Origin of the sequence: Eudoraea sp. (genome assembly GCF_049669105.1) — a bacterium.
GTDB lineage: Bacteria > Bacteroidota > Bacteroidia > Flavobacteriales > Flavobacteriaceae > Eudoraea.
In genome coordinates, this window is sequence record NZ_JBATKE010000041.1 from 31,368 (window position 1) to 57,662 (window position 26,295).

General features: G+C 36.2%; 24 protein-coding genes. 15 read left to right on the plus strand and 9 right to left on the minus strand.

Features of this window, described 5'->3' with window-relative positions; translation table 11 throughout:
* Positions 1-13 precede the first annotated feature (13 nt).
* From WBM60_RS02955 to WBM60_RS02980, 6 genes are all read left to right on the plus strand, one after another.
* The gene (locus WBM60_RS02955; RefSeq protein ID WP_424277104.1) at positions 14-844 is read left to right on the plus strand and encodes a S1-like domain-containing RNA-binding protein; all 831 of its coding nucleotides are present in this window, start codon (positions 14-16) and stop codon (positions 842-844) included.
* Between the two features lie 153 nt (positions 845-997).
* Complete coding sequence (locus WBM60_RS02960) at positions 998-1,594, plus strand: SPOR domain-containing protein (protein ID WP_424278659.1); 597 nt, start codon at positions 998-1,000, stop codon at positions 1,592-1,594.
* Positions 1,594-2,502 carry a 1,4-dihydroxy-2-naphthoate octaprenyltransferase gene (gene menA / locus WBM60_RS02965; RefSeq protein ID WP_424261149.1) on the plus strand — a complete coding sequence of 303 codons (909 nt, stop codon included), beginning with the start codon at positions 1,594-1,596 and terminating at the stop codon, positions 2,500-2,502. Before WBM60_RS02960 ends, menA begins: the two co-directional genes overlap by 1 nt.
* Before the next feature lie 37 nt (positions 2,503-2,539).
* Complete coding sequence (locus tag WBM60_RS02970; RefSeq protein ID WP_424261147.1) at positions 2,540-3,292, plus strand: LytR/AlgR family response regulator transcription factor; 753 nt, start codon at positions 2,540-2,542, stop codon at positions 3,290-3,292.
* Between the two features lie 749 nt (positions 3,293-4,041).
* Positions 4,042-6,000 (plus strand): histidine kinase dimerization/phosphoacceptor domain -containing protein, encoded by a 1,959-nt coding sequence (locus tag WBM60_RS02975; RefSeq protein ID WP_424277160.1) that lies wholly within the window; start codon positions 4,042-4,044, stop codon positions 5,998-6,000.
* 24 nt (positions 6,001-6,024) lie between these two features.
* Positions 6,025-6,705 (plus strand): metal-dependent hydrolase, encoded by a 681-nt coding sequence (locus WBM60_RS02980; protein ID WP_424282750.1) that lies wholly within the window; start codon positions 6,025-6,027, stop codon positions 6,703-6,705.
* Here WBM60_RS02980 and WBM60_RS02985 read toward each other — a convergent pair whose 3' ends face one another.
* Positions 6,706-7,500: an SDR family oxidoreductase gene (locus tag WBM60_RS02985; protein ID WP_424282751.1), complete on the minus strand. Its 795-nt coding sequence runs from the start codon at positions 7,498-7,500 to the stop codon at positions 6,706-6,708.
* Positions 7,501-7,548: 48 nt separating this feature from the next.
* On the opposite strand from WBM60_RS02985, the gene WBM60_RS02990 reads away from it, so the two are divergent.
* The 4 genes from WBM60_RS02990 to WBM60_RS03005 all read left to right on the plus strand — a co-directional run bounded on the left by WBM60_RS02990 (position 7,549) and on the right by WBM60_RS03005 (position 12,101).
* Entirely contained in the window at positions 7,549-8,601 is a 1,053-nt protein-coding gene (locus WBM60_RS02990) for an o-succinylbenzoate synthase (RefSeq protein WP_424258673.1), read from the plus strand.
* Positions 8,592-9,539 carry a lysostaphin resistance A-like protein gene (locus tag WBM60_RS02995; protein ID WP_424258671.1) on the plus strand — a complete coding sequence of 316 codons (948 nt, stop codon included), beginning with the start codon at positions 8,592-8,594 and terminating at the stop codon, positions 9,537-9,539. The genes WBM60_RS02990 and WBM60_RS02995 overlap by 10 nt, the downstream gene beginning before the upstream one ends.
* Before the next feature lie 4 nt (positions 9,540-9,543).
* Positions 9,544-10,611, plus strand: a complete 1,068-nt coding sequence (locus tag WBM60_RS03000; protein WP_424258669.1) for an AMP-binding protein — start codon at positions 9,544-9,546, stop codon at positions 10,609-10,611.
* Between the two features lie 125 nt (positions 10,612-10,736).
* Entirely contained in the window at positions 10,737-12,101 is a 1,365-nt protein-coding gene (locus WBM60_RS03005; RefSeq protein ID WP_424258667.1) for a M24 family metallopeptidase, read from the plus strand.
* Here WBM60_RS03005 and WBM60_RS03010 read toward each other — a convergent pair.
* Positions 12,098-13,726: an acyl-CoA carboxylase subunit beta gene (locus WBM60_RS03010; RefSeq protein WP_424277157.1), complete on the minus strand. Its 1,629-nt coding sequence runs from the start codon at positions 13,724-13,726 to the stop codon at positions 12,098-12,100. The genes WBM60_RS03005 and WBM60_RS03010 overlap by 4 nt on opposite strands.
* 79 nt (positions 13,727-13,805) lie before the next feature.
* Between WBM60_RS03010 and WBM60_RS03015 the strand changes: the two genes are divergently transcribed.
* The 3 genes from WBM60_RS03015 to ettA all read left to right on the plus strand — a co-directional run bounded on the left by WBM60_RS03015 (position 13,806) and on the right by ettA (position 16,821).
* Positions 13,806-14,789: a Gfo/Idh/MocA family protein gene (locus WBM60_RS03015; RefSeq protein ID WP_424277156.1), complete on the plus strand. Its 984-nt coding sequence runs from the start codon at positions 13,806-13,808 to the stop codon at positions 14,787-14,789.
* A 71-nt stretch (positions 14,790-14,860) separates the two neighbouring features.
* The gene (locus WBM60_RS03020) at positions 14,861-15,043 is read left to right on the plus strand and encodes a CAL67264 family membrane protein (RefSeq protein ID WP_299162915.1); all 183 of its coding nucleotides are present in this window, start codon (positions 14,861-14,863) and stop codon (positions 15,041-15,043) included.
* Between the two features lie 86 nt (positions 15,044-15,129).
* The gene (gene ettA, locus WBM60_RS03025; protein WP_424263089.1) at positions 15,130-16,821 is read left to right on the plus strand and encodes an energy-dependent translational throttle protein EttA; all 1,692 of its coding nucleotides are present in this window, start codon (positions 15,130-15,132) and stop codon (positions 16,819-16,821) included.
* A 26-nt stretch (positions 16,822-16,847) separates the two neighbouring features.
* Here the strand turns inward: ettA and WBM60_RS03030 are convergent, their stop codons facing one another.
* Positions 16,848-17,654 (minus strand): MBL fold metallo-hydrolase, encoded by an 807-nt coding sequence (locus tag WBM60_RS03030; RefSeq protein WP_424263091.1) that lies wholly within the window; start codon positions 17,652-17,654, stop codon positions 16,848-16,850.
* Between the two features lie 53 nt (positions 17,655-17,707).
* Positions 17,708-18,169 carry a GNAT family N-acetyltransferase gene (locus WBM60_RS03035; RefSeq protein WP_424263093.1) on the minus strand — a complete coding sequence of 154 codons (462 nt, stop codon included), beginning with the start codon at positions 18,167-18,169 and terminating at the stop codon, positions 17,708-17,710.
* Positions 18,170-18,341: 172 nt separating this feature from the next.
* Here WBM60_RS03035 and WBM60_RS03040 point away from each other — a divergent pair, with 172 nt between their 5' ends.
* Positions 18,342-19,229 (plus strand): hypothetical protein, encoded by an 888-nt coding sequence (locus WBM60_RS03040; protein ID WP_299162904.1) that lies wholly within the window; start codon positions 18,342-18,344, stop codon positions 19,227-19,229.
* Positions 19,230-19,397: 168 nt separating this feature from the next.
* Here the strand turns inward: WBM60_RS03040 and fumC are convergent, their stop codons facing one another.
* Complete coding sequence (gene fumC / locus WBM60_RS03045) at positions 19,398-20,795, minus strand: class II fumarate hydratase (protein ID WP_424277154.1); 1,398 nt, start codon at positions 20,793-20,795, stop codon at positions 19,398-19,400.
* 152 nt (positions 20,796-20,947) lie between these two features.
* Here fumC and WBM60_RS03050 point away from each other — a divergent pair, with 152 nt between their 5' ends.
* The gene (locus WBM60_RS03050) at positions 20,948-21,121 is read left to right on the plus strand and encodes a hypothetical protein (protein ID WP_299162900.1); all 174 of its coding nucleotides are present in this window, start codon (positions 20,948-20,950) and stop codon (positions 21,119-21,121) included.
* A 46-nt stretch (positions 21,122-21,167) separates the two neighbouring features.
* Here WBM60_RS03050 and WBM60_RS03055 read toward each other — a convergent pair whose 3' ends face one another.
* The 4 genes from WBM60_RS03055 to prfB form a co-directional block, all read right to left on the minus strand.
* Positions 21,168-23,702 (minus strand): outer membrane beta-barrel protein, encoded by a 2,535-nt coding sequence (locus WBM60_RS03055; protein ID WP_424263098.1) that lies wholly within the window; start codon positions 23,700-23,702, stop codon positions 21,168-21,170.
* 437 nt (positions 23,703-24,139) lie between these two features.
* Positions 24,140-24,619 carry a hypothetical protein gene (locus WBM60_RS03060; RefSeq protein ID WP_424262453.1) on the minus strand — a complete coding sequence of 160 codons (480 nt, stop codon included), beginning with the start codon at positions 24,617-24,619 and terminating at the stop codon, positions 24,140-24,142.
* Between the two features lie 141 nt (positions 24,620-24,760).
* Positions 24,761-25,108, minus strand: coding sequence for an arsenate reductase (glutaredoxin) (gene arsC, locus WBM60_RS03065; RefSeq protein ID WP_424277632.1), 348 nt, complete (start codon positions 25,106-25,108; stop codon positions 24,761-24,763).
* Positions 25,109-25,156: 48 nt separating this feature from the next.
* Positions 25,157-26,252, minus strand: a protein-coding gene (gene prfB, locus WBM60_RS03070; protein ID WP_424262457.1) for a peptide chain release factor 2 whose coding sequence is annotated in 2 segments (ribosomal slippage) — positions 25,157-26,188 and positions 26,190-26,252 — 1,095 coding nt in all. Because the reading frame shifts where the segments join, the coding sequence is not laid out codon by codon here.
* Positions 26,253-26,295 lie beyond the last annotated feature (43 nt).

Consider the following 26,295-nt stretch of genomic DNA (forward strand, 5'->3'; position numbering starts at 1 on the left):
TTAGAACAATTTCATGATAGAATTAGGAAATTATAACACTTTAAAAATTTTAAGAGAAACAGATGTAGGATTATTTCTAGGTGACGATGATGTGGATGATTTATTACTTCCATTAAAATATGTTCCAGACGAATTCAATATAGGGGATGATATAAGTGTATTTTGTTATCTGGATCATGAAGAACGGCCTATTGCGACAACACTTAAACCACTCATTAAAAGGAATACTTTTGGTTGGCTTAAGGTAGCTGAGGTAAACGAATTTGGGGCTTTTATGGATTGGGGCTTGGAAAAACATTTGCTGGTACCCTTCAGGGAACAGCAGACAAAAATGATTGAAGGAGAATCATATGTGGTTTTTTGTTACCTCGATGAAAAGAGCTTCAGATTAGTGGCTTCATCCAGATTGAATAAATTCGCGAAGAATGAAGAAATATCACTTAACCCCAACGATGAGGTAGATCTATTGGTAAGCAGGCAATCTGAATTAGGTTGGGACGTCATAATAAATAATAAATACCAGGGACTGGTTTTTAATAGTGAAGTATTTCAACCCATGCAAGTTGGAGCAACCTTGAAAGGGTATGTCAAGAAAATTCGTGAGGATAATAAAGTTGATGTTGTTTTAAAGCCCATTGGTTATTTGGGACTAGAACCTGCGGCTAAGCAGATCTTTGAGCAGCTAGAATTAGCAGGAGGATATATTTCACTTCATGATAAATCAGCTCCGGAGGAAATACAAGAGATGTTTCAGATGAGTAAAAAAACCTTCAAAAAAGCCATAGGAACCCTTTACAGGAATAGAAAAATTGAAATTAAAAACGACGGGATTTATTCCGTTTAGTCAGAATTAATTTTCAATAGTTTTAAACAATTACCAATTGCGCATTTTATTCTTCCCATAATTCTGTTATTTTTGTCCGATTAACCCTATTTATTTTGTTGATAATAAGGTTTTTACTTAATTTTAACCCTGGATCCCTAAATTAATTACCTCATGCCATTTATTGAAGAAAGCGATTTATTAGAATTACATAAAGATATTGACAAGGCACAGATTATAAATGAACGCTTGTTAGATCAAATAAAATTTAAGAATAAAGAATTAAAAAGGAGTAAGATCCAAAGAAATGTTCTTGCTGGTGTAACTGCACTTTTTTTAATCGGAACACTTGCGATTACTTCATTTACAGCCGGACTTAGTAGGTCTAATACCTATGACAATCAAAATTTATTAGTTTCTATTGATAGCTTGGATGCTGTAAAAACCAGAATAGATAATCTTCAACAAAAGAATGAAGAGTTGAGTTTAGTAAAAGAATTCTATCTGGCTAAGATGTTTTTAGAAAAAGAAAAAATATATTCAGTTCAGGTAAAATCCTTTGTTGATAATAATCTTACCCTGGCCTCAGAATCTTTGACAAATACTATGTTCGTCAAAACCAACCCTTTTTATTCTTACTCATTGGGTAACTTCGAGACATTGGAAGAAGCCAGATCCTTCAGATATCAATTGGTTAAAATGGGCTTCGATGATGCATTCGTGGCTTCTTATCAGGATGGAAAGCGAATAAAAATTGAAGATCCGTATTAGTGACCAAATTTAGAGCCTGGCTAAGTGCAGCCCGCTTAAGAACCCTTCCCTTATCATTGTCAGGCATATTGGTAGGTACTGCTGTGGCTAATATTTACGGTTATTGGGATTTGCATGTTTTCATTCTTGCTTTATTAACAACAGTTGCTTTTCAAATTACATCGAATTTTGCAAATGATTATGGTGATGGAGTAAAAGGCACAGACAATGAAGATAGAATTGGACCCAAACGAGCTTATCAAAGCGGCCAACTATCTAAAAATGAGTTAAAATCGGGTATTCGCATATCTGTTGTAATTGATTTATTCCTGGTCTTCCTGTTATTATACTTTGCTTTTCAAGAGAAACACTTATGGTATGTGGTTTTATTTGTAATGCTTGGAATGGCCAGTATTTGGGCTGCCATTAAGTATACAGTCGGCAACAATGCATATGGTTATAAAGGATTTGGTGACCTTTTTGTTTTCTCATTTTTTGGACTGCTGAGCGTTCTGGGTTCTATGTTTTTGTACACAAAGTTTTTAACATCTATGGCGGTACTGCCTGCTGTTTCTATTGGATTCCTTAGTACAGCGGTACTTAATTTAAACAACTTAAGAGATATAGGATCGGATAAAAAAGCAAATAAGAATACGGTAATTGTCAAAATAGGGCTTTCTAAAGGGAAAGTATACCATTACACCTTAATTATTTTGGCATTCATTAGCATGCTAACTTTTGTGCGGTATCATTACTATTCATGGAAAAGTGCAATATGTCTGATCGCATTTGTACCACTTTTTATTCATTTAAAATTGGTAAGCAAAATAGAAAACCCCAGGCATTTTGATCCTGAATTAAAAAAAGTAGCCCTTAGCACTTTTCTGCTGGGATTCTTGTTTTATATAGGGTATAATTATTTTTTGTAAATTTGAGAAGACATAACCCACAAATACCATACTTACTTTGGAACAAGCTATTAAGATTCTTATTGTAGAAGATAATGTGATTATTGCAGACGACATGCAATCCATGTTGGAGGAAATAGGATATGAAATTGTAGATAATGTTATTGTTTACGAACAGGCTGAAGAGGTTTTAAAAAATAATCATATAGACCTGGTGCTTATTGATATCATTTTGGCATCCGACAAAACTGGAATAGATTTAGGGAAACATATAAGAGAGAACTACAATATTCCCTTCATTTTTGTCACTTCCAACTCAGATAGGGCTACTGTGGAGAACGCTAAGACAGTTAAGCCTAATGGCTACCTGGTAAAGCCATTTGAACAGCAGGATTTATACACTTCTATCGAGATTGCGCTTTCAAATTTTGATTACTCAACCAAAGAGGGAGGGCAGGAACACCCGGAAGATGAAGAAAGGGTAGTATCCAATTCTGTTCTCAAAGACTCGATTTTTGTTAAAAAGCAACACCTTTATTATCGAATTCAGTTTGGAGATATTCAGTTTATTAAGGCAGATAATGTCTACCTCGAGGTGAATACCATAGACAAGAAATTTTTGGTAAGATCTCCCTTAAAAGATTATTTAGAGAAATTACCCAAAAATAAATTCTACAGAGCGCATAAATCTTATATCGTAAACGTAGATCATATAGATGCAATTAACTCTAAGGATATTATGATAAATAATACCCTTATCCCGATTTCGAAAGATTTCAAAGAGTTCATTATTTCTGCCATGAACTCATAGGGCTGAGTTTTTTCAGTAGTTTTATTTTATCAGAATTGAACCTGGTATTTATTATTAATGGCCATCAAAAGGCTAATCACAACACATTTGAACTACTTCACAACAATTATTTTTCCCTAAAGAAGAATTGGAATACTTTGGCTATGTAATTAATTAGATAAATTTTTTTCATTTTCATATAGTGTTCTCGTAAAAGAGTCTTGTCTTAGTTGGCAGGGCTCTTTTTGATTAATACCATTTTGAATTGAACCGGATTTCTAATCTCTCTTGAATTAATACTCCATGAAAGGCTAAAAAAATCGGGTAAAATGCTTATAATGACTATAAAATGCTATTTCACAACATAATTATGCACTTACACAACAAAAACCCGAATGCTAAATTTCTAGGTAATAAATTTGAAGCGCTGATACAGCACCCCAAATCTTATCATTAATATATCACAGTTTAAAAGGCTATGCTTTGTGTATAGTCTTTTTTTAGTTGCCCCACGTATTTTATAAGGATGATTACAAAAAATGCATGCGGAAAATTGAAGGTGTTTTGGCATTAAAAGTATGGATGAAAATATTTTGTTATAAGCCTTAAATTTTACTAAGAGCTCTGGTAGACAACAGTTTCATTCTACTTTACAACAAAAATTTAAACGCTAGACGAATTAATAGTAAGTTTAAATTGTTGTTAAGGTTTTTAACTTAATAATTTTAATCAGATCAAAATAGAATTAGGCAAATATCCCTAAGCTTGTTATGGCAAAATCGCTGGGTAAAATTTTAGTAATATTTTTTCTTTCTTTAGTTCAAAGTGTCGGAGCCCAGGTTTTAGATACCTTGGATGAAAATGTATTGGATGTATTTAAGGAAAAGCAAAGTGTTGCCGATAGGTTTGATTATTTTTTTAATACACTACACAGGTACAATGAAAATTCCGCCTATGATTGGTTAGATGAGGTTAATGTTTACCTAAATTCTGCAGAGAAGTCAGGAGATTCAACGGCTATAAATAATTATAAGCTCATGCAATCTCAAATTTATTATGATTTGGGTGACTACGACAAAAGTGTAGCTATAGCTAATGACCTGTATTCTGTGAAAGATGGGCTCGATTTGCAGACCAAGAGGTTTATGTTGGATTTGATAGATAGTAACTATTCACAATTACAACTATATGGCAAGCAAGTTGAGATAAGACAGGAGAAAAGAGATTTAGGTTTCTCCGAGAATATTACCTTTTATGATATTTATTCTAATCTGGGTTTGCATAGAAAAGCCATGGAAGATTATATCATGGATATGAAAAAGACCATTGATAACAGTGATCTCTACGGTCTTGCAGAATATAATAATAATGTAGGACGGTATTTACTTCTGGACAAATCTTCCTCGGTTGCGTTGAGTAATTTTAAAAAAGCCAAAGGTTATGTGGATGTATTTTTAAATGATGTGACCCAGGTTAAGACGGAGAAAGAATTACAGGATGCCAAATTATTAAAGGGAATTATTGAAGGGAATATTGGTAAATCCTATTTGCAGCTAAAACAATTTGAAGAGGCCTTACCTTATTTGGAAAATAGTATTGGTTTAATAAAGGAAAATAATATTGGTCAGTATTCTGAGGATGTGATTGAAAATAGTCTGGCACTTGCAGATTGTCACCTTCAGCTGGAAAATTTTCAAAAGGCAAAGGACATATTAAATGAAGCTCTTAATCCCATTAAAATAGAGCATATTATTAAGAAAAACAGATTACTGGCTGCATATTACGACAAGATTGAGGACTATAAAAATTCTAGTTTTTACTTAAAGAAAAATGTAAGGATTGCTGATTCTATTAATATCAATGACTCCTCACTTAAAAAACAACAACTTTCCACAGTTGCAAAATATGAAATTGAGAATTCCAAAAGAATGATAGATGCGCAAAAGCTGGAAATGGAACGCGCTAGAAATGAAATGCAGGCTAAGGACGAGCAGATAAACCTGGTTTTTATTTCTTTGATTTTTACTCTTTTGGGTTTTGCGGGATTAGTTTATGCCTATTTAAAAAGTATAAAGAATCAACGTCTTATTGCCGAACAGAAGCATATAATTGAAAATTCTCTGGTAGAAAAAGATTCTTTACTTAAAGAAATTCATCATCGTGTAAAAAACAACCTGCAAATGGTATCGAGCCTTTTGAGTCTGCAAACCAAAAATACGCGAAGTAAAGCGGCTATTGAAGCTCTTGAGGAAGGGAAGAGCAGGGTAAAAGCTATGGCTCTAATACATCAGAAATTATATCAAAATGATGATTTATCTGTAATTGAAATGCAGGGTTATATAGAAAGTCTGGTTAATAGTGTTCAATCAGTATTCAAAAAAGGAGGACATAGTATTAATATAACAATTGACGCTGAAGGGGTTGAATTGGATATTGACAGGGCTATCCCTTTTGGATTAATACTAAATGAGTTGGTGTCAAATTCTTTTAAATATGCGTTTCCTGATGATGATGCCGATGGTAAAATATATATCCACCTTAGAAAAAACGGCGACCAGGGATTCTTTGAGTATACCGATAATGGTATAGGACTTGACGAAGAATCTGAAGAAAGGGCCAATTCCTCAATGGGGATTCGGTTAATGAAGCGTCTGGTAAATCAATTACAATCTACATTAAATATTGATAAAACTACGGATGGTGTACGTTTTTGGTTCAATTTTAAATAAATTTGAACTTCTAAATGTTATATCATGAAAATTACTTTTTTAGGGCACGCATCCTTATTGGTTGAGGTCGGTCAATACAAGGTTTTAGTTGACCCGTTCATTACAGCAAACGAGAAAGCAACCGGAAAGGTTGATATAGAAGATTTGAATCCTGATTATATCTTGGTTACACATGCCCATCAGGACCATATCCTGGATGTAGAAGCCATTGCTAAAAGATCTGATTCAGTAATTGTCAGTAATTATGAGATTGCAATGCATTATCAGGCTAAGGGCTTCAAAGTACATCCCATGAATCACGGCGGCAATTGGAATTTTGACTTTGGAAAAGTAAAATATACGAATGCCATACATACTTCTTCCTTTCCCGATGGTTCATATGGCGGACAGCCCGGTGGGTTTATTATCTCTTCTGAAGGCAAGCAACTTTATATTGCCGGAGATACTGCCCTGACTATGGATATGAAATTAATTCCTTTGACCCATAAATTAAATCTGGCCATTTTGCCCATTGGGGACAATTTTACTATGGGAATAGAAGATGCTGTTCTGGCTGCAGATTTTGTTTCTTGTGATACGGTGCTGGGATATCATTATGATACTTTTGGTTATATAGAAATCGACCACAAGAAGGCTCAGGAAAAATTTACGAAAGCCGGTAAAAAATTGCACTTGCTACCAATTGGGGAGGCAATTACCATTTAATTATCTAAACTTACTTCTCAGTACTATTTTGTGTAATAGCTTTGGAAAAAATCGTTTCAGGTAAATACCTTTAATTTCTTTACCGCCAATATAAACTTCATATTTCTTTTGCTCTATTGCCCGGATCATTTTTCTTGCAAATATCTCCGGGGGCAAGCCTTGCTCCGTTGCTGTATCATTTCTATTTTGAGAAGAACCATCCCCGATTAAAGCATTAATAGCCACCTTGGTCTGAACAAAACCAGGACATACCAGGGTTACATCTATACCATCCTTATCGTGTTCCATCCTAAGCACATCAAAGAAACCGTGCAGGGCGTGTTTAGCGGCACAATAGCCGGACCTATAAGGAGACCCAAATTTGCCCATTAAACTTGTTACGGTAACAAAATGCCCGCTCCCATTTGAGATAAAATGGGGCAAGACTTCTTTGCTTAGGGCAACAGTTCCCAAATAATTTACATTTATCAATTTTTCATAGACTTCTAAATCTGTATCCATTATTAAAGAACGCTGACTTATTCCTGCATTATTGATTAGTATGTCAATCTTCCCATAAAAAGTAATTGCAGTGCTAACACTATGATCCATAGACCTAAATTTTGAAAGGTCAAGAGGTAAAATTGTCACGCTATCCGGAAATTTGCAGTTCTCTTTAACCAATTGGAGTTGTTTTTTATTTCGGGCGGACAGGATAAGTTTATGGCCTTTCAGGCTTAATTCATAGGCCAGTGCTTCACCTATACCGGAAGAAGCACCGGTTAACCATATTACTTTTTTATTATTTCCCTCCATTCTCTAATTTTTAGATTGAAAATATAGTTAAATTTAGCACCAATTCATATGGAAGCCCTTTACAAGAAATACGATCTGAACTTCAAAAGACCTAGTGGCACGTCGCGAGGCATTCTTAGGAAAAAAGAAACCTGGTTTTTAGTCCTGAACAGTAATGGAAAATTTGGAATAGGAGAATGCGGATTGTTCAGAGGCCTTAGTATTGATGATGTACCTGAATATGAGGACAAACTTTCCTGGACCTGTTCACATATTCATTTAGGTAAAGAAAGACTTTTAGAAGATTTAAAGGAATATCCAAGCATTAGATTTGGAGTGGAACAGGCTTTCACTTCCCTGGCTTCTGAAAACCCCTTCGTGCTTTTCCCTTCGGCCTTTACCAAATCTGAAGCAGCCATTGATATTAATGGCCTAATTTGGATGGGCGATATAGAATATATGCAGGAACAAATAGCTCAAAAGATAGCGTCGGGATTCAGTTGTATTAAAATTAAAATAGGGGCAATTGATTTTAATACGGAATTGTCGTTATTGACTTCCCTGAGAAAGAAGTATAAAAAAGAAGAAATTGAACTTCGGGTTGATGCCAATGGGGCATTTAAAGCAGATGAAGCCTTGAATAAACTCATTAAATTAGCAGCCTGCGATATACATTCTATTGAACAGCCTATTAAACAAGGATTTCCTGTTGAAATGAAACATCTATGTGAAAACTCACCACTGCCAATAGGTCTTGATGAAGAACTAATTGGCCATCATACCGTAACGGAAAAGGAAACTTTGCTACAAACCATTATGCCACACTATATTATTTTAAAGCCAAGCCTTTTGGGGGGATTCATGGCTTGTAAGGAATGGATTGAGGTAGCTTCAAAATTAAATATCGGCTGGTGGATTACCAGTGCATTGGAAAGTAATATTGGTCTTAACGCCATCGCTCAGTGGACGTATACGCTTAACAGCAAAATGGCTCAGGGATTAGGCACCGGGACTTTATTTACTAATAATTTTACCAGTCCACTTAAAATACAAAATGGGAAATTACAATACGATAAAAATTCAAACTGGGAACAAAGCTTAATAAATAAATTATGTATATAGAACAAGGTTTTAAAGGATTGCATGAACTATGGCGATATGCGGTTGGAGTAATAATAATTTTCTTTGGCTGGCAAGTTATTGGGGCAGGTCCCCTGGTTTTAGTTCTTATTGCAAAAGCAATTGAGTCAGGAGAATACCCGTCAGACATAGCCGAAATTTCCAATTTATTGGGATCTAATTTATTTTTCTTTCTTGCGCTGCTGACATTTGTTATAGGGTTTTTGGCACTATATCTTACTTTAAAATATGTACATGGACAAAGCTTTATATCATTAAGCACTTCCAGGAAAAGTATTGATTGGAAACGAGTGATTTTCACATTTTTCCTGTGGGCTGCAATTTCTGGCATATTTATAGGTTTGGATATCTTTTTATCACCTGAAGACTACGTATATAACTTTCAGCCAGGTCCATTTTTAGTATTGCTGCTTATCGCTCTTATTCTGATCCCTATTCAAACTAGCTTTGAAGAGTATTTTTTGCGTGGTTATTTAATGCAGGGATTGGGCATTGCCGCAAAGAACAGATGGGTTCCACTTATAGGTACATCTGTATTTTTTGGACTGCTGCATATCTTTAATCCGGAAGTAGCTAAAATCGGATACGGGGTAATGGTTTTTTATATTGGAACCGGCCTGTTTTTAGGTATTCTTACCCTAATGGATGAAGGTTTGGAATTGGCCCTTGGTTTTCATGCAGCAAATAATTTAACTGCTGCACTTTTGGTTACTGCAGAATGGACGGCTTTCCAGACGAATTCTATATATAAGGATATTTCTGAACCTGAAATTGGTTGGGAAGTTTTTGCACCAGTTTTTATTATATATCCTGTTATGCTTCTTATTTTATCCAAAAAGTACGGGTGGACCAATTGGAAGGAACGCCTAACCGGAAAAGTTTTACCTCCCGGAGATTTAGATGATACACTTAAAATTTAATTAGATGGCGGTTAAAATACACGAACAATTTAAACTTAATGGTCATGGCTACTCTAATGAGGAGCTAAAAGAGGTAGCTTATAGTTTAATTAAGGAAGGAGAAGATTATGAAAAGGATATAGGAGACTTTCTATTAGATTGGTTGTCTCCAGACCTAAAGCTAACAATTCGTACGTCCGGCTCCACAGGTATTCCTCTGGGGATCGCCTTAAAAAAACAGCATATGGTAAACTCTGCCAAGGTTACCGGCGAATATTTCCGATTAGAGGCCGGTGACAAGGTATTACTATGCTTATCTCCCCAATATATTGCAGGAAAGATGATGCTCGTTAGAGCAATGGTTCTTGGTTTAGAGCTCGATTTTGTTGCTCCCACTTCAAGACCTTTGGATGGAGTAAATAAGTCCTATAAATTTTGCGCCATGGTACCTCTTCAATTAGAATCATCTATTAATAAATTAAATCAGATTCAGACGGTCATAGTTGGGGGAGCTTCAGTTTCTTCTCAATTAATTAAATTGATTGCTAATAGCAATACAAAGATTTTTGAGACTTATGGCATGACCGAGACCATTACTCATGTTGCTGTCAGACCATTGAATCAATACGATACCAAGTCAAAGTTTGGCGCCTTTAAAATATTACCGGATATAACTATTTCTCAGGATGACAGGAAATGTCTGGTAATAAATGCTCCAAATATTAGCGATGACCCTGTAATCACCAATGATATTGTAGAATTGATCTCGGAAAAAGAATTTCTTTGGCAGGGACGATTTGATAATGTTATTAATTCGGGGGGTATCAAATTAATTCCTGAGCAAATTGAACAAAAACTGTCGTCCTTTATGCCGTCAAGATTTTTTGTTAGTGCTTTGCCCGATTTGAAGTTGGGTCAGAAATTAGTTTTAGTTGTTGAAGGTGAAAAAATAGAGGGGCTTCAGGAAATAATATCCAAAGCTGATTTGGAGAAATTTGAGTTGCCAAAGGAAATATTTTACGTCCCGGCTTTTATAAACACAACGAATGGTAAGATTGTAAGGGAAAAAAGTTTGTCTTTGATAAAAAGCTGATATCATTCTAAATTTTGAGAATCCAAATTTTAGTAATACCAAGGGTAAGAATGTATTACTATAGAATATAAATGATTAGTATATTCATGGCTTATTTTAAAAAAATAAAACAAAATTATAAATTAATGAAGTCTACGCATTTTATAAAAATCTTCCTGACGCTCCTATTTTTTTCACTCAGTTATCAGTTATTCTGCCAGCAAATTTTATCTGAAGAAGATCGTGCTCAGGTTATTGATGAAATTTTAAACGAACGGTTTGATGTACTGCTGCCTGAACTTATGGACCAATCAGATTTGGATATGTGGATCCTTATTTCCCGGGAATACAATGAAGACCCTATATTAAGGACCATGCTGCCGGCTACATGGCTAAATGCCAGAAGGAGAACCATTCTATTGTTTTATAGAGATAAAGCCAGCAACACAATCGAAAAGCTGGCCGTAGCCAGATATAATGTCGGAAAAAATATATCATCGGCATGGGACAAAGAAAAAGAACCTGATCAATGGCAAAGATTAATTCAATTGATAGAAGAACGTAATCCAAAAAAAATAGGCCTGAATTTTTCAAAGGATCATAATATAGCGGATGGTCTGGATAAGACAGATTATGAGGAATTCTTACAGTACTTACCAAAGAAATACGCTTCAAGAGTAGTTTCTGCTGAACAACTTGGTGTTAGATGGATTGAGACAAGAACTGAACGGGAAATGGTAATTTACAATCAGTTGGTCTCCATCACGCACGATATTATAGAAGAAGCATTTTCCGAAAAAGTGATAACCCCCGGAATAACAACAACAACGGAAGTGGAGTGGTGGATGAGGCAAAAAGTTACAGACCTTGGTTTGAAGACCTGGTTCCATCCAACAGTAGATGTACAACGAACAAATGAGGAACTGGTTGGGCATCTATACTCTTTTTCGGGAAGACCAGACCAAATGGTCATTTTACCTGGAGATCTGCTACACTGTGATTTTGGGATTACTTATTTAAGATTAAATACAGATTGTCAGGAATTGGCCTATGTTTTAAAACCCGGAGAAAAGGAAGCACCTGATTTTTTAAGGGAAGGTTTGAAAGCTGGGAACACTGTGCAGGACTATCTCACAAAGAATATGATAAAAGGACGAACAGGGAATCAAATATTAAAGATCGCCTTGGATCAAGCCAAAGAGGCCGGACTTAAACCCGCCATTTATACACATCCATTAGGGTCCTATGGTCATTCTGCTGGAACAACTATTGGAATGTGGGATTCCCAGGGGGGTGTTATGAAAGACGACGGTGAGAATTACCCCCTAAATGCGAACACAGTTTATGCTATTGAATTGAATACAACGATTAATATTCCGGAATGGAATAGAGATATTAGAATTATGTTAGAAGAAGCAGGCTTCTATGGGGAAGAGGGTTTTAGGTATGTAAATGGACGACAAACAGAGTTAATGCTGATACCCAGGGAAATCAAACATTTAGGTAATTAAACCTGTAAGACACCCATATTAAATGCTTTTTCAATAGGGGCATGGTTTGCTGCTTCTATACCCATGGAAATCCATTTACGTGTTTCTAACGGATCTATAATAGCGTCTGTCCATAAATGTGCTGCCGCGTAATATGGGGATATTTGTCTATCATATCTTTTCTTAATTTCATCAAAGAGTTCTGCTTCTTTTTCAGGAGTTATTTTTTCTCCCTTCTTTTTTAAAGAGGCCTTTTCTATCTGGAGTAATACTTTTGCCGCCGAATTTCCGCTCATTACAGCAAGTTCCGCACTTGGCCAGGCGAAGATTAGTCTTGGGTCATAGGCTTTACCGCACATGGCATAATTTCCGGCTCCATAACTATTGCCAATAATCACGGTAAATTTAGGTACAACAGAATTGCTTACTGCATTTACCATTTTGGCGCCATCCTTTATTATACCGCCGTGTTCACTTTTGCTACCCACCATAAACCCTGTGACATCCTGAAGGAAAACCAGAGGTATTTTTTTCTGATTGCAATTTGCAATAAATCTTGTGGCCTTATCTGCAGAATCTGAATAAATAACGCCTCCAAATCGCATTTCGCCTTTATTGGTCTTCACTACCTTTCGTTGATTAGCGACAATGCCTACTGCCCAGCCATCAATGCGGGCATACCCTGTCAGGATTGTTTTCCCAAACCCTTCCTTATATTGCTGAAACTCTGAGTGGTCTACAAGTCGCTTAATTATTTCGAGCATATCGTATTGCTCTGTCCTTGATCCGGGTAAAATGCCATAAATATCCTCCGGATTTTCTGCAGGTTTTATAGACTTAATTCTATTGAATCCTGCGGTATTGGGAACCCCTATCTTATCAATCAGGTTTTTGATCGTATCAAGGGCATCTTTATCATCTTTTGCCTTATAATCGGTTACCCCACTAATTTCACAATGTGTCGTGGCTCCACCCAGGGTTTCATTATCAATATTCTCCCCTATGGCGGCTTTAACCAAATAGCTGCCAGCTAAAAATATACTCCCAGTTTTATTAACAATCAGGGCTTCATCACTCATAATAGGTAAATAAGCACCACCTGCTACACAACTCCCCATAATAGCGGCTATTTGTACGATACCCATACTGCTCATTATCGCATTGTTTCTAAAAATGCGGCCAAAATGCTCTTTGTCGGGAAAAATTTCATCCTGCATAGGGAGATAAACCCCTGCGCTGTCTACCAAATAAATAATTGGGAGTCGGTTTTCTATAGCAATTTCTTGAGCTCTAAGGTTCTTTTTGGCCGTAATCGGGAACCAGGCACCCGCTTTTACTGTAGCATCATTTGCAACAACAATACATTGTTTACTTTTAACATAGCCTATTTTTACCACAACTCCTCCAGATGGGCACCCGCCATGTTCCTTGTACATATTATCTCCCGCAAATGCACCGATTTCTATAGAATTACTTTTGTCATCCAATAAGTAGTCTATACGTTCTCTTGCAGTCATTTTACCTAATTCATGCTGCTTTTCGATACGGATTTTACCACCGCCTAATTTTACATTTACAAGTCTCTTTTTTAGCTCTGAAACCAGTAATTTATTTTGATCTTCGTTCTTATTGAAGTTGATATCCATTCTCTATAGTCAATTTCTTTAATAGGGTTAAAGATAAGGAGTAATATTGATTAACTTTAGCAAAATACAACAGTAAGATATGAAAGAAAAAATTCGTTGGGGAATAGTGGGGTTGGGAAATATAGCTCAAAAATTTGCAGATGATTTAAAATTGATCGCTGATGGGGAACTCACTGCGGTTGCCTCGAGAGATATTCAAAAGGCCAAACGATTTGGTGAATTAAACAATGCTAAACATGCATTTGGGAGCTATCAGGAATTATTTAAGTGTACCGAGGTAGATGTGGTTTACATTGCCACACCACATACTTCTCATGCCGATTTGAGTATAATGGCCATGAATGAAGGGCGAAATGTACTTTGCGAAAAACCTATGGGAATAAATAGGGGTGAAGTGGAAAGAATGATTGCCTCCGCCAGAAAAAATAAAGTTTTTTTGATGGAAGCTTTATGGAGCAGGTTTAACCCCTCAATTAGAAAAGTAAAAGATTTGGTAGACCAGGGAATTATTGGTGAAGTAGGATACCTACATGCAGATTTTGCTTTTTATGCGCTCGACAAGGATATAAACGGCAGGCTTCTAAATCCTGAATTGGCAGGGGGATCCCTATTGGATATTGGTATTTATCCTATTTTTTTAGCATATCTTATTTTAGGATTTCCTGAAAAAATTATGGCTACTTCTAAAATATTTAAAACAGGGGTAGATATCCAAACCTCTATGATTTTGGAATATTCAAATGCACAGGCCATATTGTATAGTGGACTTACCTCTAATTCAGAAATGAAGGCAGAGATTTCCGGCTCTGAGGGTACTGTCTTTTTAACCCCCCGATGGCACGAAGCACAGGAATATTCTGTTGAAAAAAATGATAAGTTAGAAAAAGTTCAATTACCTACAAGAGGAAAAGGTTATGAGTATGAAATTGAAGAAGTTCATCAATGTTTAAGGAACGGTATGTTAGAAAGTGACTTATGGTCCTTGAAACATACCTATGATTTAATTAGAATTATGGACGATATTAGGAAACAAACGGGGGTAGTCTTTCCTTTTGAACAATAAAAGTTTAAGCATTTACTTTGAAAAATTCTTATAAAATTTCCGATATTTGAGGTCCAACTAAACTAACTAACATGGGAATGAACAAGAATACGGTCCTGGCCTGGGCTACCTTTATTATGATTTTTGTGGGCTTAGGTCTTATTGCCCTCGGAGCATTTCGATACGACGATGTGGCCGGATGGGGGTTTGCCTCCGTTGGCATTGGTTTCTTTGCCATAGCCTGGGTGTTTAATGCATTAAAAGGGAGGGTTTAAGCCCTTCTATATCCCATAATAATTCTTTAAAATATCAACAGGTTATATAACTTCTTGATTTATTATTCAAAAAACATATTAAGTTTATGTCTGACGATAAAAAGGTAATTTTTTCTATGTCCGGGGTTACCAAAACCTACAAAAATGCCAATACTCCTGTTCTTAAAAATATTTATTTAAGCTTCTTTTACGGTGCAAAAATAGGAATACTCGGACTTAATGGTTCGGGTAAATCTACGTTATTGAGGATTATAGCTGGTATAGATAAGAACTATCAGGGAGATGTAGTGTTTTCGCCTGGTTATAAGGTTGGCTATTTGGAACAGGAACCTTTACTGGATGAAAATAAGACAGTACTCGAAATCGTTAAGGAAGGCGTCTCAGAAACTGTGGCCATCCTTGATGAATACAACAAAATCAATGATATGTTTGGTTTGCCTGAAGTATATGAAGATGCAGATAAAATGCAAAAGCTGATGGACAAACAGGCAACTCTGCAAGATAAGATAGATGCCTCAAATGCCTGGGAACTCGACACCAAACTTGAGATTGCTATGGATGCGCTGAGGACTCCTGAAGCAGATATGAAAATTGCCGTGCTCTCCGGTGGAGAACGTAGGCGGGTGGCATTGTGCAGGTTGCTTTTGCAGGAACCGGAAATATTATTGCTCGATGAGCCAACGAACCATTTGGATGCTGAATCTGTACATTGGTTGGAACACCATCTGGCACAATACAAAGGAACTGTTATTGCGGTAACACATGACCGTTATTTCCTGGATAATGTTGCCGGTTGGATACTGGAGTTAGATAGGGGAGAAGGTATTCCATGGAAAGGAAATTACAGTAGCTGGTTGGATCAAAAATCCAAACGTCTTGCACAAGAGAGTAAGCAGGCGTCTAAACGACAGAAAACACTTGAACGGGAATTAGATTGGGTACGTCAGGGTGCTAAGGGCAGGCAGGCTAAACAGAAAGCCCGTCTCAATAATTATGACAAACTATTAAGTCAGGATCAAAAACAACTTGATGAAAAGTTAGAGATCTATATTCCAAATGGACCTCGTTTAGGAACCAATGTTATTGAAGCTAAAAATGTAAGTAAAGCTTTTGGCGATAAACTACTTTACGAAGGGTTAAATTTTAAATTGCCACAGGCGGGAATAGTGGGAGTAATAGGCCCTAATGGGGCCGGTAAAACAACTATTTTTAAAATGATCATGGGCGAGATAGCTCCGGACAAGGGAGAATTTATTGTGGGTGAGACGGCTAAAATAGCCTACGTAGATCAAAGTCATTCTAATATTCAGAAAGATAAGTCTATCTGGGAAAACTTTAGCGACAGTCAGGAATTGATAATGATGGGGGGTAGGCAGGTTAATTCCAGAGCATATTTAAGCCGGTTTAATTTTTCCGGAAGTGAACAAAACAAGAAAGTGAACATGCTCTCCGGAGGAGAACGCAACAGATTGCATCTCGCAATGACTTTAAAGGAAGAAGGAAATGTTTTGTTATTGGATGAACCTACAAATGATCTGGATGTAAACACATTACGGGCGTTAGAGGAAGGTTTGGAAAATTTCGCCGGTTGCGCCGTTGTAATTTCTCACGATCGCTGGTTTCTGGATCGAGTTTGTACTCATATATTAGCCTTTGAAGGAGATTCGCAGGTATATTTCTTTGAAGGTTCTTTCACAGAGTACGAAGAGAACAAAAAGAAACGTTTAGGTGGGGATATTATGCCTAAAAGAATAAAATACAAGAAGTTAATCCGGTAAAACCTTACTTTTTTTATTGTCCTTTCTTAAAAGTCATCATTGGGATACCAATCCAGTTGTATCACACTAATGTCAGGATTTCCCTGATTCACCAATTCTTTAAATCTGCCAACGTCACTAACATTTGGCCTGCCTCGGTAATGATAAGGATAAACTTCCTTGGGTTGAAATTGAAGTACGGCATCTGCAGCGCTTTCTTCGGTCATAGTATAGGGCAGATTCATACAAACAAATGCCTTGTCAATATTTTTTAATGCACGCATTTCAGGGATATCTTCGGTATCACCGGAGAAATAAAAACGTTTATTTCCCAGATTTAGAACATAGCCATTCCCACGCCCATTTTCATGAAATGCCTTAGCTTCTTCCCTCAAATTATACATTGGGATGGCTTCAACGGTAATACCAAATCGCTCTTTAGAATCCCCATTATTCAATACATCTATTTGTGGTGTAAAGTTAGACGGGATTTTATCTGCAACTGCCTGAGGGACGATGATCTTGGCCTTTTCAGTATTTAGTTCTTCAAGTGTTTCCAAACTAAAATGGTCTCCATGTATATCTGTGATCAAAATCAAATCAGGCGGCTTTTGACCTTCAAATGATTTTAGGCCACCAACCGGATCTATGTAAATGGTAACATCTCCCCATTCAAGTACTGTGGTTGCGTGTTCAATTGGAATTATTTTAATTTCTGATTGAGAGTTAGCAGGCGGCGGTAATTGTTCACTATACTCAGGTTGAGAATCTACTCCCGGTTCGCGGTTGTTTTTTTGCTTACAGCCCATTAAAACCATAAAACAAGTAAGTAAAGCAATAATTAAATTTTTCATAATATTTTTTATTGTAATAAAAGAAGGAGCTAAAGATAAATAATAAAAGACAATTATAAAATGAGCTGCATTTTAATATTACTTCGTTTATATGGAGTGTTTTTTTCTAAATCTATTACTTCGAACCCATATTTTTTATAAATATAAATGGCGGGTTCCAGCTTGGTATTGGAGTATAAAAGTAATGTTCTCCATTTGTTTCTTTTGGCAAAGTAAATGGCATATTCCATCAATTCCTGACCTATTTTCATACCCTGATAACCCGGGTCAACAGCCATTTTTCCCAATTCAAAAGTTTGTTCATTTAATTTTATCAAAGAAAAACATCCTACTATTTCAGACTTCATTTCGGCAAAAAAAATATAGCCACCCTTATCAATGATGCTGCTTTGACAATTTTCCAGTAACTCAGCATCTTTAGGCTCTACATAGAAGTAATTCTCCAACCAGGATAAATTCAGATCCCTGAAGTATTTGGCAAGGCCCGGTCTGTAAGGGATAATTTTCAAAGACATTATTGGGATTCTAATTTAGCAATTACTAAAGTTAATATTAGGGGGATTCTTGTTAAAAGTTTTTAATTATTTTTTTAGTAAGAAAAATCTAAAAGTAAATCTAAACCGTATATAGACTTATACAAACAAACACTTTTAAAAAGTAACAAAAAGGTTAACTAATATTTACATTATGACTGAAACAAAAAATAACAATGGATTAAAAGTAATAGCTGGCTTATTGGGCGTAGTTCTATTAGCTACTATTATTTATACTGTTAGTCTCTATCAGGATAAGAAAAAGACCACTATGGCTCTTACTCAGGAAAAAGATCTTGTTGTGGAGGATTTGAATAGCTTAAAATCTGAATACGATAAAGCAATATTGGAAAGTAATGCGACGAATGAAGAATTGGTTAGTGCCAGGGATAGAATTGCAAAGTATATTGACTCTGTTAAAACAATGAAGTCTGATATCGCTTCCCTTTCAAGATACAGAAGACAGGTTGGTGTTCTTAAAGAAGAAAGAGAGCAATTACTACGCCAGGTAGATTCTTTGACTAAGTCCAATACGTTAATTGCAATGCAAAGAGACAGTACTTTTGTTGAATTGGAAAAACAAACAGTATTCAACGATTCATTGGTAGTACAGAATACTCAGTTGGCAGATGCAGTTGAAAGAGGTTCTGCTTTAAATTTATCTTCTTTCACAGTTGATGCTGTTAGAGAACGTAGCAATGGTAAATTAGTATCCACTTCCAGAGCAAAAAGCACCGATAAATTTAAAATTTGTTTTACTGTTGCTGATAATGTAATTGCCGAAGCAGGAGACAGACAATTTCTTGTTGAGGTTTTAGATCCTCAAGGTAATGTTTTAGGCGGAGGAATGACTAAGTCTAGTGAAGACGGTGCCTCTGTATCTTATAGCAAAGAAACCGATTTCTACTACGAAAACAATGATTTGGATGTATGTGATTTTATAAATAAGCCATCTGGTGATTTCCAAAAAGGAAATTATATGGTAAATGTATATGATGACAAACTTAAATTACTAGGAACATCAAAGTTCGCATTGAAGTAATAAACACTATCCATTTATAAAAAAAGGGTCAATCGTTAGATTGGCCCTTTTTTATTATAATAATTCTGAATTCAATATGCTTATCTGGAGTTGAAGGCAAATCCTAACGAGTTACCCCGGGACTTCGAATGATAATATTATATATGTTATGTAAAAAGGAGTGCAATTCTATTTCAGACCACCAACCATCTCCTCCGGCTTAACCCATTCATCGTATTCTTCTTCAGTAACATATCCTAGATTAACAGCTTCTTCCTTTAGGGTTGTCCCATTTTTATGTGCCGTATTGGCTATTTCTGCAGCTTTATAATATCCAATTTTTGTATTCAAAGCCGTTACAAGCATTAATGAATTGTTCAATAATTCTTTTATGACGTCACGATTAGGTTCAATGCCTACCGCACAATTTATATCAAAGCTGATGGCAGCATCTCCTAAAAGCTGGGCAGATTGCAGAACATTGGCGGCCATTAAGGGTTTAAAAACATTTAACTCATAATGCCCTTGTGTACCCCCTATGGTTACGGCAACATCATTGCCCATAACTTGTGCGCAAACCATGGTAAGTGCTTCGCATTGGGTTGGGTTGACCTTACCTGGCATTATTGAACTTCCGGGTTCATTGGCAGGAATTATGATCTCACCGATTCCGGATCTTGGCCCTGAAGCCATCATTCGAATATCATTAGCAATTTTATTCAGGGAAACAGCTATTTGTTTTAATGCACCATGGCTCTCAACCAGCGCATCATGTGCTGCAAGGGCTTCAAACTTATTTGGAGCCGTTTTAAATTTAAGTCCGGTAAATTCAGAAATATATTTAGCTACTAAAACGTCGTAGCCTTTAGGCGTATTTAATCCAGTACCTACTGCAGTGCCTCCTAATGCTAATTCACTTAAATGATCTAAAGTGTTCTCAAGTGCCTTTATCCCATGATCTATTTGAGAAACATAACCGGAAAATTCCTGTCCAAGCGTTAAAGGGGTTGCATCCATTAAGTGCGTCCGGCCAATTTTAACCACATTATTAAATTGTGTTGCTTTTTCATTGAGGGTATTGCGCAATTGTCTTAATCCGGGAATCGTAACCTCAACAATCTTTTTATAAATTGCAATATGCATTCCTGTCGGAAAAGTATCATTTGACGACTGCGATTTGTTAACATCATCATTAGGTTGTATTGTTTTTTCTCCTTCGCCAATGACTTTACCCGCCAATTCATGTGCTCTATTAGCAATAACTTCATTTACATTCATATTGCTTTGTGTACCCGAACCGGTTTGCCATATAACAAGAGGAAATTGGTTATTGTGATCTCCGGCGAGTATTTCATCACAAACCTGGGCAATTAGATCTCTTTTTTCAACGGCCAATACCCCTAGTTCACAGTTGGTGTATGCTGCGGCTTTTTTCAAATAGGCAAATCCCATAATCACATCTAGTGGCATGGAAGCCGGAGAACCAATTTTAAAATTATTTCGTGATCTTTCAGTTTGTGCACCCCAGTATTTATCTGATGGGACTTTTACCTCACCCATGGTGTCTTTTTCAATTCGGAAGCTCATAATAGTGTAGTTTTAATGTCTACAAAGATAAGATACGAAGGCTTATTTTGATAGTGGTAAATTGAAATTTCATGTGATCTAATTTTTTTTTTGGCTTTGATTTGTTGAAATTACTATTTTCAAACTATCTTTGTCTTCCAAAGAATAAGAGTATGTTCGAATTTGATCAATATTTGGGGTTTTTAGCCTTTTTAACCGTTATTACCATAGGTTTTTGGTTAATGATGTTTTTATTATTATTTGTAGTTCCCTATTGGCTGGGAGGTAATCTTATGGAATTATGGAAAGAAAAACGGGAAGCCAAAAGAGCCCAGCGTAACGAATAAAAAAAAGAAGCCGCTTGGCTTCTTTATATTTTAGAGATATTTGATTTTAAGATCCCTCAAATTCAAAATCCTCACCATTACCATTTCCTCTTCTGTTTCCATTTCTTTGGTTCTTTTTTTGATTGAAGCGATATAAAAAGGACAATGTAATTTGCCTTTCACGCCATTGGAATTCACTATAGGTAAATACATTATCCGTACGTGTTTCACTTCTTCTTTTTCTGCTGTTAAATAGGTCACTTACATTTAGGGAAAGTGTAGCCTTGTCTTTGATTACGTCCTTACTAAAAGCTAAATTGGTGCTTAAAATACCTTTATTCAGGCTTTGCGCATTTTCCGTTGGACCTCTGTAAAACAGATTAGCCTGAAAATCAACTTTTCCAGGAAGGGGAATTTTGGCACTAAACCTGGTGAACCATGCTAGGTTATCCGCATCAAAAACTTGAGTTATTTCCTCTTCCTGAGAATTGGTATAGGTATAATCCCCCCGTAATTGTTGATTAAACACATTGAAATTTAAAGTAAAACGCCAATTTCTTTTAGGAACGTAGATGGTAGTAAATTCCATTCCGTAGCGTGTGTCTGTTGCTAGGTTTATGGGAGTTCTAACCTGTATAGGAACAAAAACAGGGTTATCAGGATCATCCGGATTTTCGATTTCCACAAAATCTCCTGTTTCCAGTGTTATAAATTGAAAAACCCCAGTTGAATAGTTGTAATATGCCGATGTAGTTAAGGTAACTTTTTCCCATCGTTTCAGGTACTCTAAATCAAAGGCATTGGTATAAGTAGGGTTGAGATCCGGATTTCCCAAAAACAAATTTGTATTGCTGGATCTGGAGGGAAAAGGATTAATAAAACGCGAGCGGGGCCTTCTCAATCTCCTGCTAAAACTAATATTAATCTTATCTAAATCTGTAAAATCATAGCCTATAAATATAGACGGAAACCAATCTACGTATGTTTTGTTATTTATTTCATTTGTAGTAACTAATTCAATTCCGATATCAGAAGCCTCCATTCGCAGGCCACCAAGAATATTGAAATGTTTAAATTTTCTACCTAATTGAACGTATGCGGCGTTTACATATTCTGTATAAATAAGTCGGTTGCTAAAATTGGGATCACTAATTAAACTACCATCTTCCACTATTCCGAATTGAAAATCTGTATCAAACGTATTAAAAGTCCCTCTATAACCCAATTCAAATTGTGACTGCTTGTCTTCGCTAAATGGAAGCACATATTCCATTTGCACTAATTGGTTTATTTGAGTTTCATCATTGATGGTCTGCTCTGTTGGAATTTTCTCATTCTCACCAAGTACAATTTCATTAATAATTGCATTTTCTACTTCTGAACCGGTTGAATATTGATAATCAATTGCAATTTCATGGCCTTTGTCGTTGAATTTCTTAGCAAAATTGAATGAATACTGTATATCGTTTTCATCTTCTCTTTCCTTTGTAAATCTATTTCTTTGTACAGTTGGATCCCCGTTGGCATCAAAATTAAAGAAATCAACATCTACTAAGTTGTCGCCGTTTGAGGTCCTGTAAACAAAGGAATTCGTAATGCTCGTTGTTGGGTTAATAAATAATTCAAAACCAAAATTATTATTGAATCCGTTCCGCTCTCTTTGGTAAGCTCGTATTTCGTTTTGAAAACTTGCGGTAGTCCCATCGGGATTAAAATTTTCCTGCTCAAACAGAGCATTACCAGGAGCGTTTCTGTATCTATAAGTGGTATTAATAAAAAAGTTGAATTTTTCCCGCCTCAGATTCAAACTAAGGGCACCTCCATAATTATCAGGGTAACCTGCAAATAGATTGACAGATCCGTTTAAGCCCGAATTTTTCCCCTGTTTTAATATTATATTGATGATCCCTCCGGTACCCTCAGCGTCATAGCGTGCTGACGGGTTTGTTATTACCTCTACTTTTTCAATGGTTTCTGCCGGTAATTGTTGTAGGGTTTCAGGATTAATTCCTGATAGGGCAGAAGGCTTCCCATTAATCAGAATTCTTACACTTTCATTGCCTCTTAAACTAATATTTCCCTCTACATCTACAGTAACTGAAGGTATATTGTCTAAAACATCTGTTACAGATCCTCCTCTTACCGTAAGATCCTGGCCAACATTGTAAATTTTCTTATCAAGACGAAGTTCTATTGTAGTCCTTTCTCCTATTACTTCCACTTCTTCCAATTGCTGCGCATCTATTTGCAATTCTATGGTTCCCAGATTGGTTGATGCCCTAAAGTCTTGTGTTTTCAGCTCATATGTCTTATAGGAAATATATTCTATTCGCACATTGTATTGTCCGGGAAAAGTTTCCACATTAAACTGGCCAATAGAATCAGTTAATCCACCGGTAACGCGCTCAGGATTTCTTATTGACTGAAGAACCAGAGTGGCATATTCCAGAGGTTCACCGGTTTCTGAATCAATAACTTTTCCGGTTATTTGAATTGGAGTCGGTGTTTGAGAATGTGATGATAAATGCATAAATAAACATAATAAGGCCATAGGTATTCCTAGTCGGCAGGCAAATATGTTTTGTTTGATTTTTCTTCCCATAATTTTAATTATTCTCAAAAATTTATATTAATAAATTATCCGAATAGCATTTAATTTTCCTGTGTCAAAGTTGTGATTAATAAGACAAAACACGAAACAATCTTCTTTGAACGACATAAGGATTGCAGTGAACGGCAAGCTTAGGTTTTTTATCGGCGCAAAATGTCGTTCACAGGAATGATTTAGTAGTTGGCGCATGACCTTTGGAGAATGGGCCTAATAATGTAGTCTTATTGAAATAGCATCATAGGGTAGAAGATGCTTGAAATGATAGCTGGCAAGAGTTTTTCTTTCAAATAATAATGTGTGAATAGGCGCTGTTTTTTTTTCAGTCGACAGGGGCTATCCTGTGATTACCAAAACCATGTTGGTTTCGGTTTTAGTAGGAACTGCAAGGTGCTTATAACCTACTTCCTGATATCTAAAGACCTTAACCCTCAGATTTCTTTATCTTTATCTTTTTCTTTCTTTTTCTTTTTCTTTTTTATTTTCTTATACCCTTGCTTTTGTAGTTCGACCAGTTGGTTGAATTTATCTTCGGGAAGACCTGCTTTTAACTCCTCTTTTTGATTTTCACGAATTTTTTCAGCCGCTTCTCTGGTTTTATCAGCTGGTAACTTTAAAAGTTGAAGTTCAATGCTCTGTTGCACATACTTAGTAAGGATAGAGGAAACTACGGCCTGTTCAAAGTCATTCAGTTCTAAGGCCTCTATGATTTTTGGCATTTCTCTATCTACTATTTCTTCGGCAGTAAGATTTTCAGGTTTACTTTGAGGTTCCTCCATGCGGGGTATTGGACTATTTCGCCCGGAATTCCTATTATAGCCATTATTATAACCATATTGAGCATTCGCTTCTGGGATTACAAATAGCACCAATAAAAATACAAAGCCGATATATTTAATGTTAAACTTCATTTTTTTCAATATTTTGCAAAATTAAATCAAGGCTTACTCTTAAGCCGTTAAATGATAGTTAAAACCGCGATACCCTGAAGCAAAATTACAATATAAATTAAAAACTTACCATAATATAGAAATGACCTCTGAAAATTTTCCCTATAGCCCTAACAATTCTATTATAGTTTCGGAGGGTCTGCCAATAACAGCTTTATCTCCTTTTATTACTAATGGACGTTCAATTAATTTGGGATATTTTATCATGGCATCAATAATCTGTTCATCGGACAGAATACTTCCTTTAAACTTTTCTTTCCAGATTGCCTCATTTTTGCGTACCAATTGATCAGGACTTAAAGACAAATAGGCTAAGACCTTACGCAACTCCTCCTTTGTGGGAACTTCCTCGAGATAGTTAATAATTTCAAAATCTTTTCCGGAAGATTCAACTATTGCAAGACCCTCCCGGGATTTACGGCATCTTGGATTATGATAGATTTTTATCATTGCAGACTATTTATTGCTTTCTTATGTTCTAAATTTATAAAGGATATACTAAACTTCGCTTTGCCCCATCGCCATGAGGTAGGCTTTTAAAAATTCATCAATTTGCCCATCCAGAACAGCGTCCACATTACCCGTTTCTTTTCCTGTTCTAACGTCCTTGACCAGTTTGTAAGGGTGAAGTACATAATTCCTGATCTGCGAACCCCATTCTATCTTCATTTTAGAAGATTCTATTTCGCTTCGGGCTTCCTGCTTCTTTCGCAATTCAATTTCATAAAGCTGAGATTTTAACATTTTAAGTGCTGTAGCTCTATTATCGTGTTGTGACCTGGAATCAGAACATGAAATTTGAATGCCAGAAGGTTTATGTACCAACTGGACTTTTGTTTCTACTTTGTTCACGTTTTGTCCGCCCGCTCCACTCGATCTGGAAGTGGTAATTTCAATATCCGATGGATTTATTTCTATTTCAATAGTATCATCAACCAAAGGGTAGACATATACAGATGCAAAAGAAGTATGTCGTTTGGCATTACTATCAAATGGAGAGATGCGTACCAGACGGTGAACACCATTTTCTCCTTTCAACCAGCCAAATGCATATTCACCATCAATTTCTAAGGTAACAGTTTTAATACCTGCCACGTCACCTTCCTGGTAATTGAGTTCTTTGATCTTGTACCCATTTTTTTCACTCCACATCATGTACATTCTCATAAGCATGGCGGCCCAATCACAACTTTCAGTACCCCCTGCACCTGCAGTAATTTGCAAAACTGCAGTCATATTATCTCCCTCTTCAGAGAGCATGTTTCTGAATTCAAGATTTTCTATGGCCTCAAGTGCAGCATTGTATTGATGAGTTACCTCCTCTCCAGAGATTTCACCTTCCTTAGCAAATTCCATTAAGACTTCAAGGTCATTTATCAGATCTCCTGCGGCATTGAAATCAGTAACCCATTTTTTTTTGGATTGTACCAGTTTCATTTGAAGCTGCGCATTTTGGGGGTCATCCCAAAAGTCGGGAGCCAGAGTTTTTTCCTCTTCGTTTTCTATTTCTATAAGTTTGGCATCAATGTCAAAGATACCTCCTCAACGCGCCAAGGCGTTCTATAAGATCTTTCTGCTGATCTGATGTTGTCATAAGCTTGAATTTTCAACCAAAAATAATAATCTTTATTTGGTTC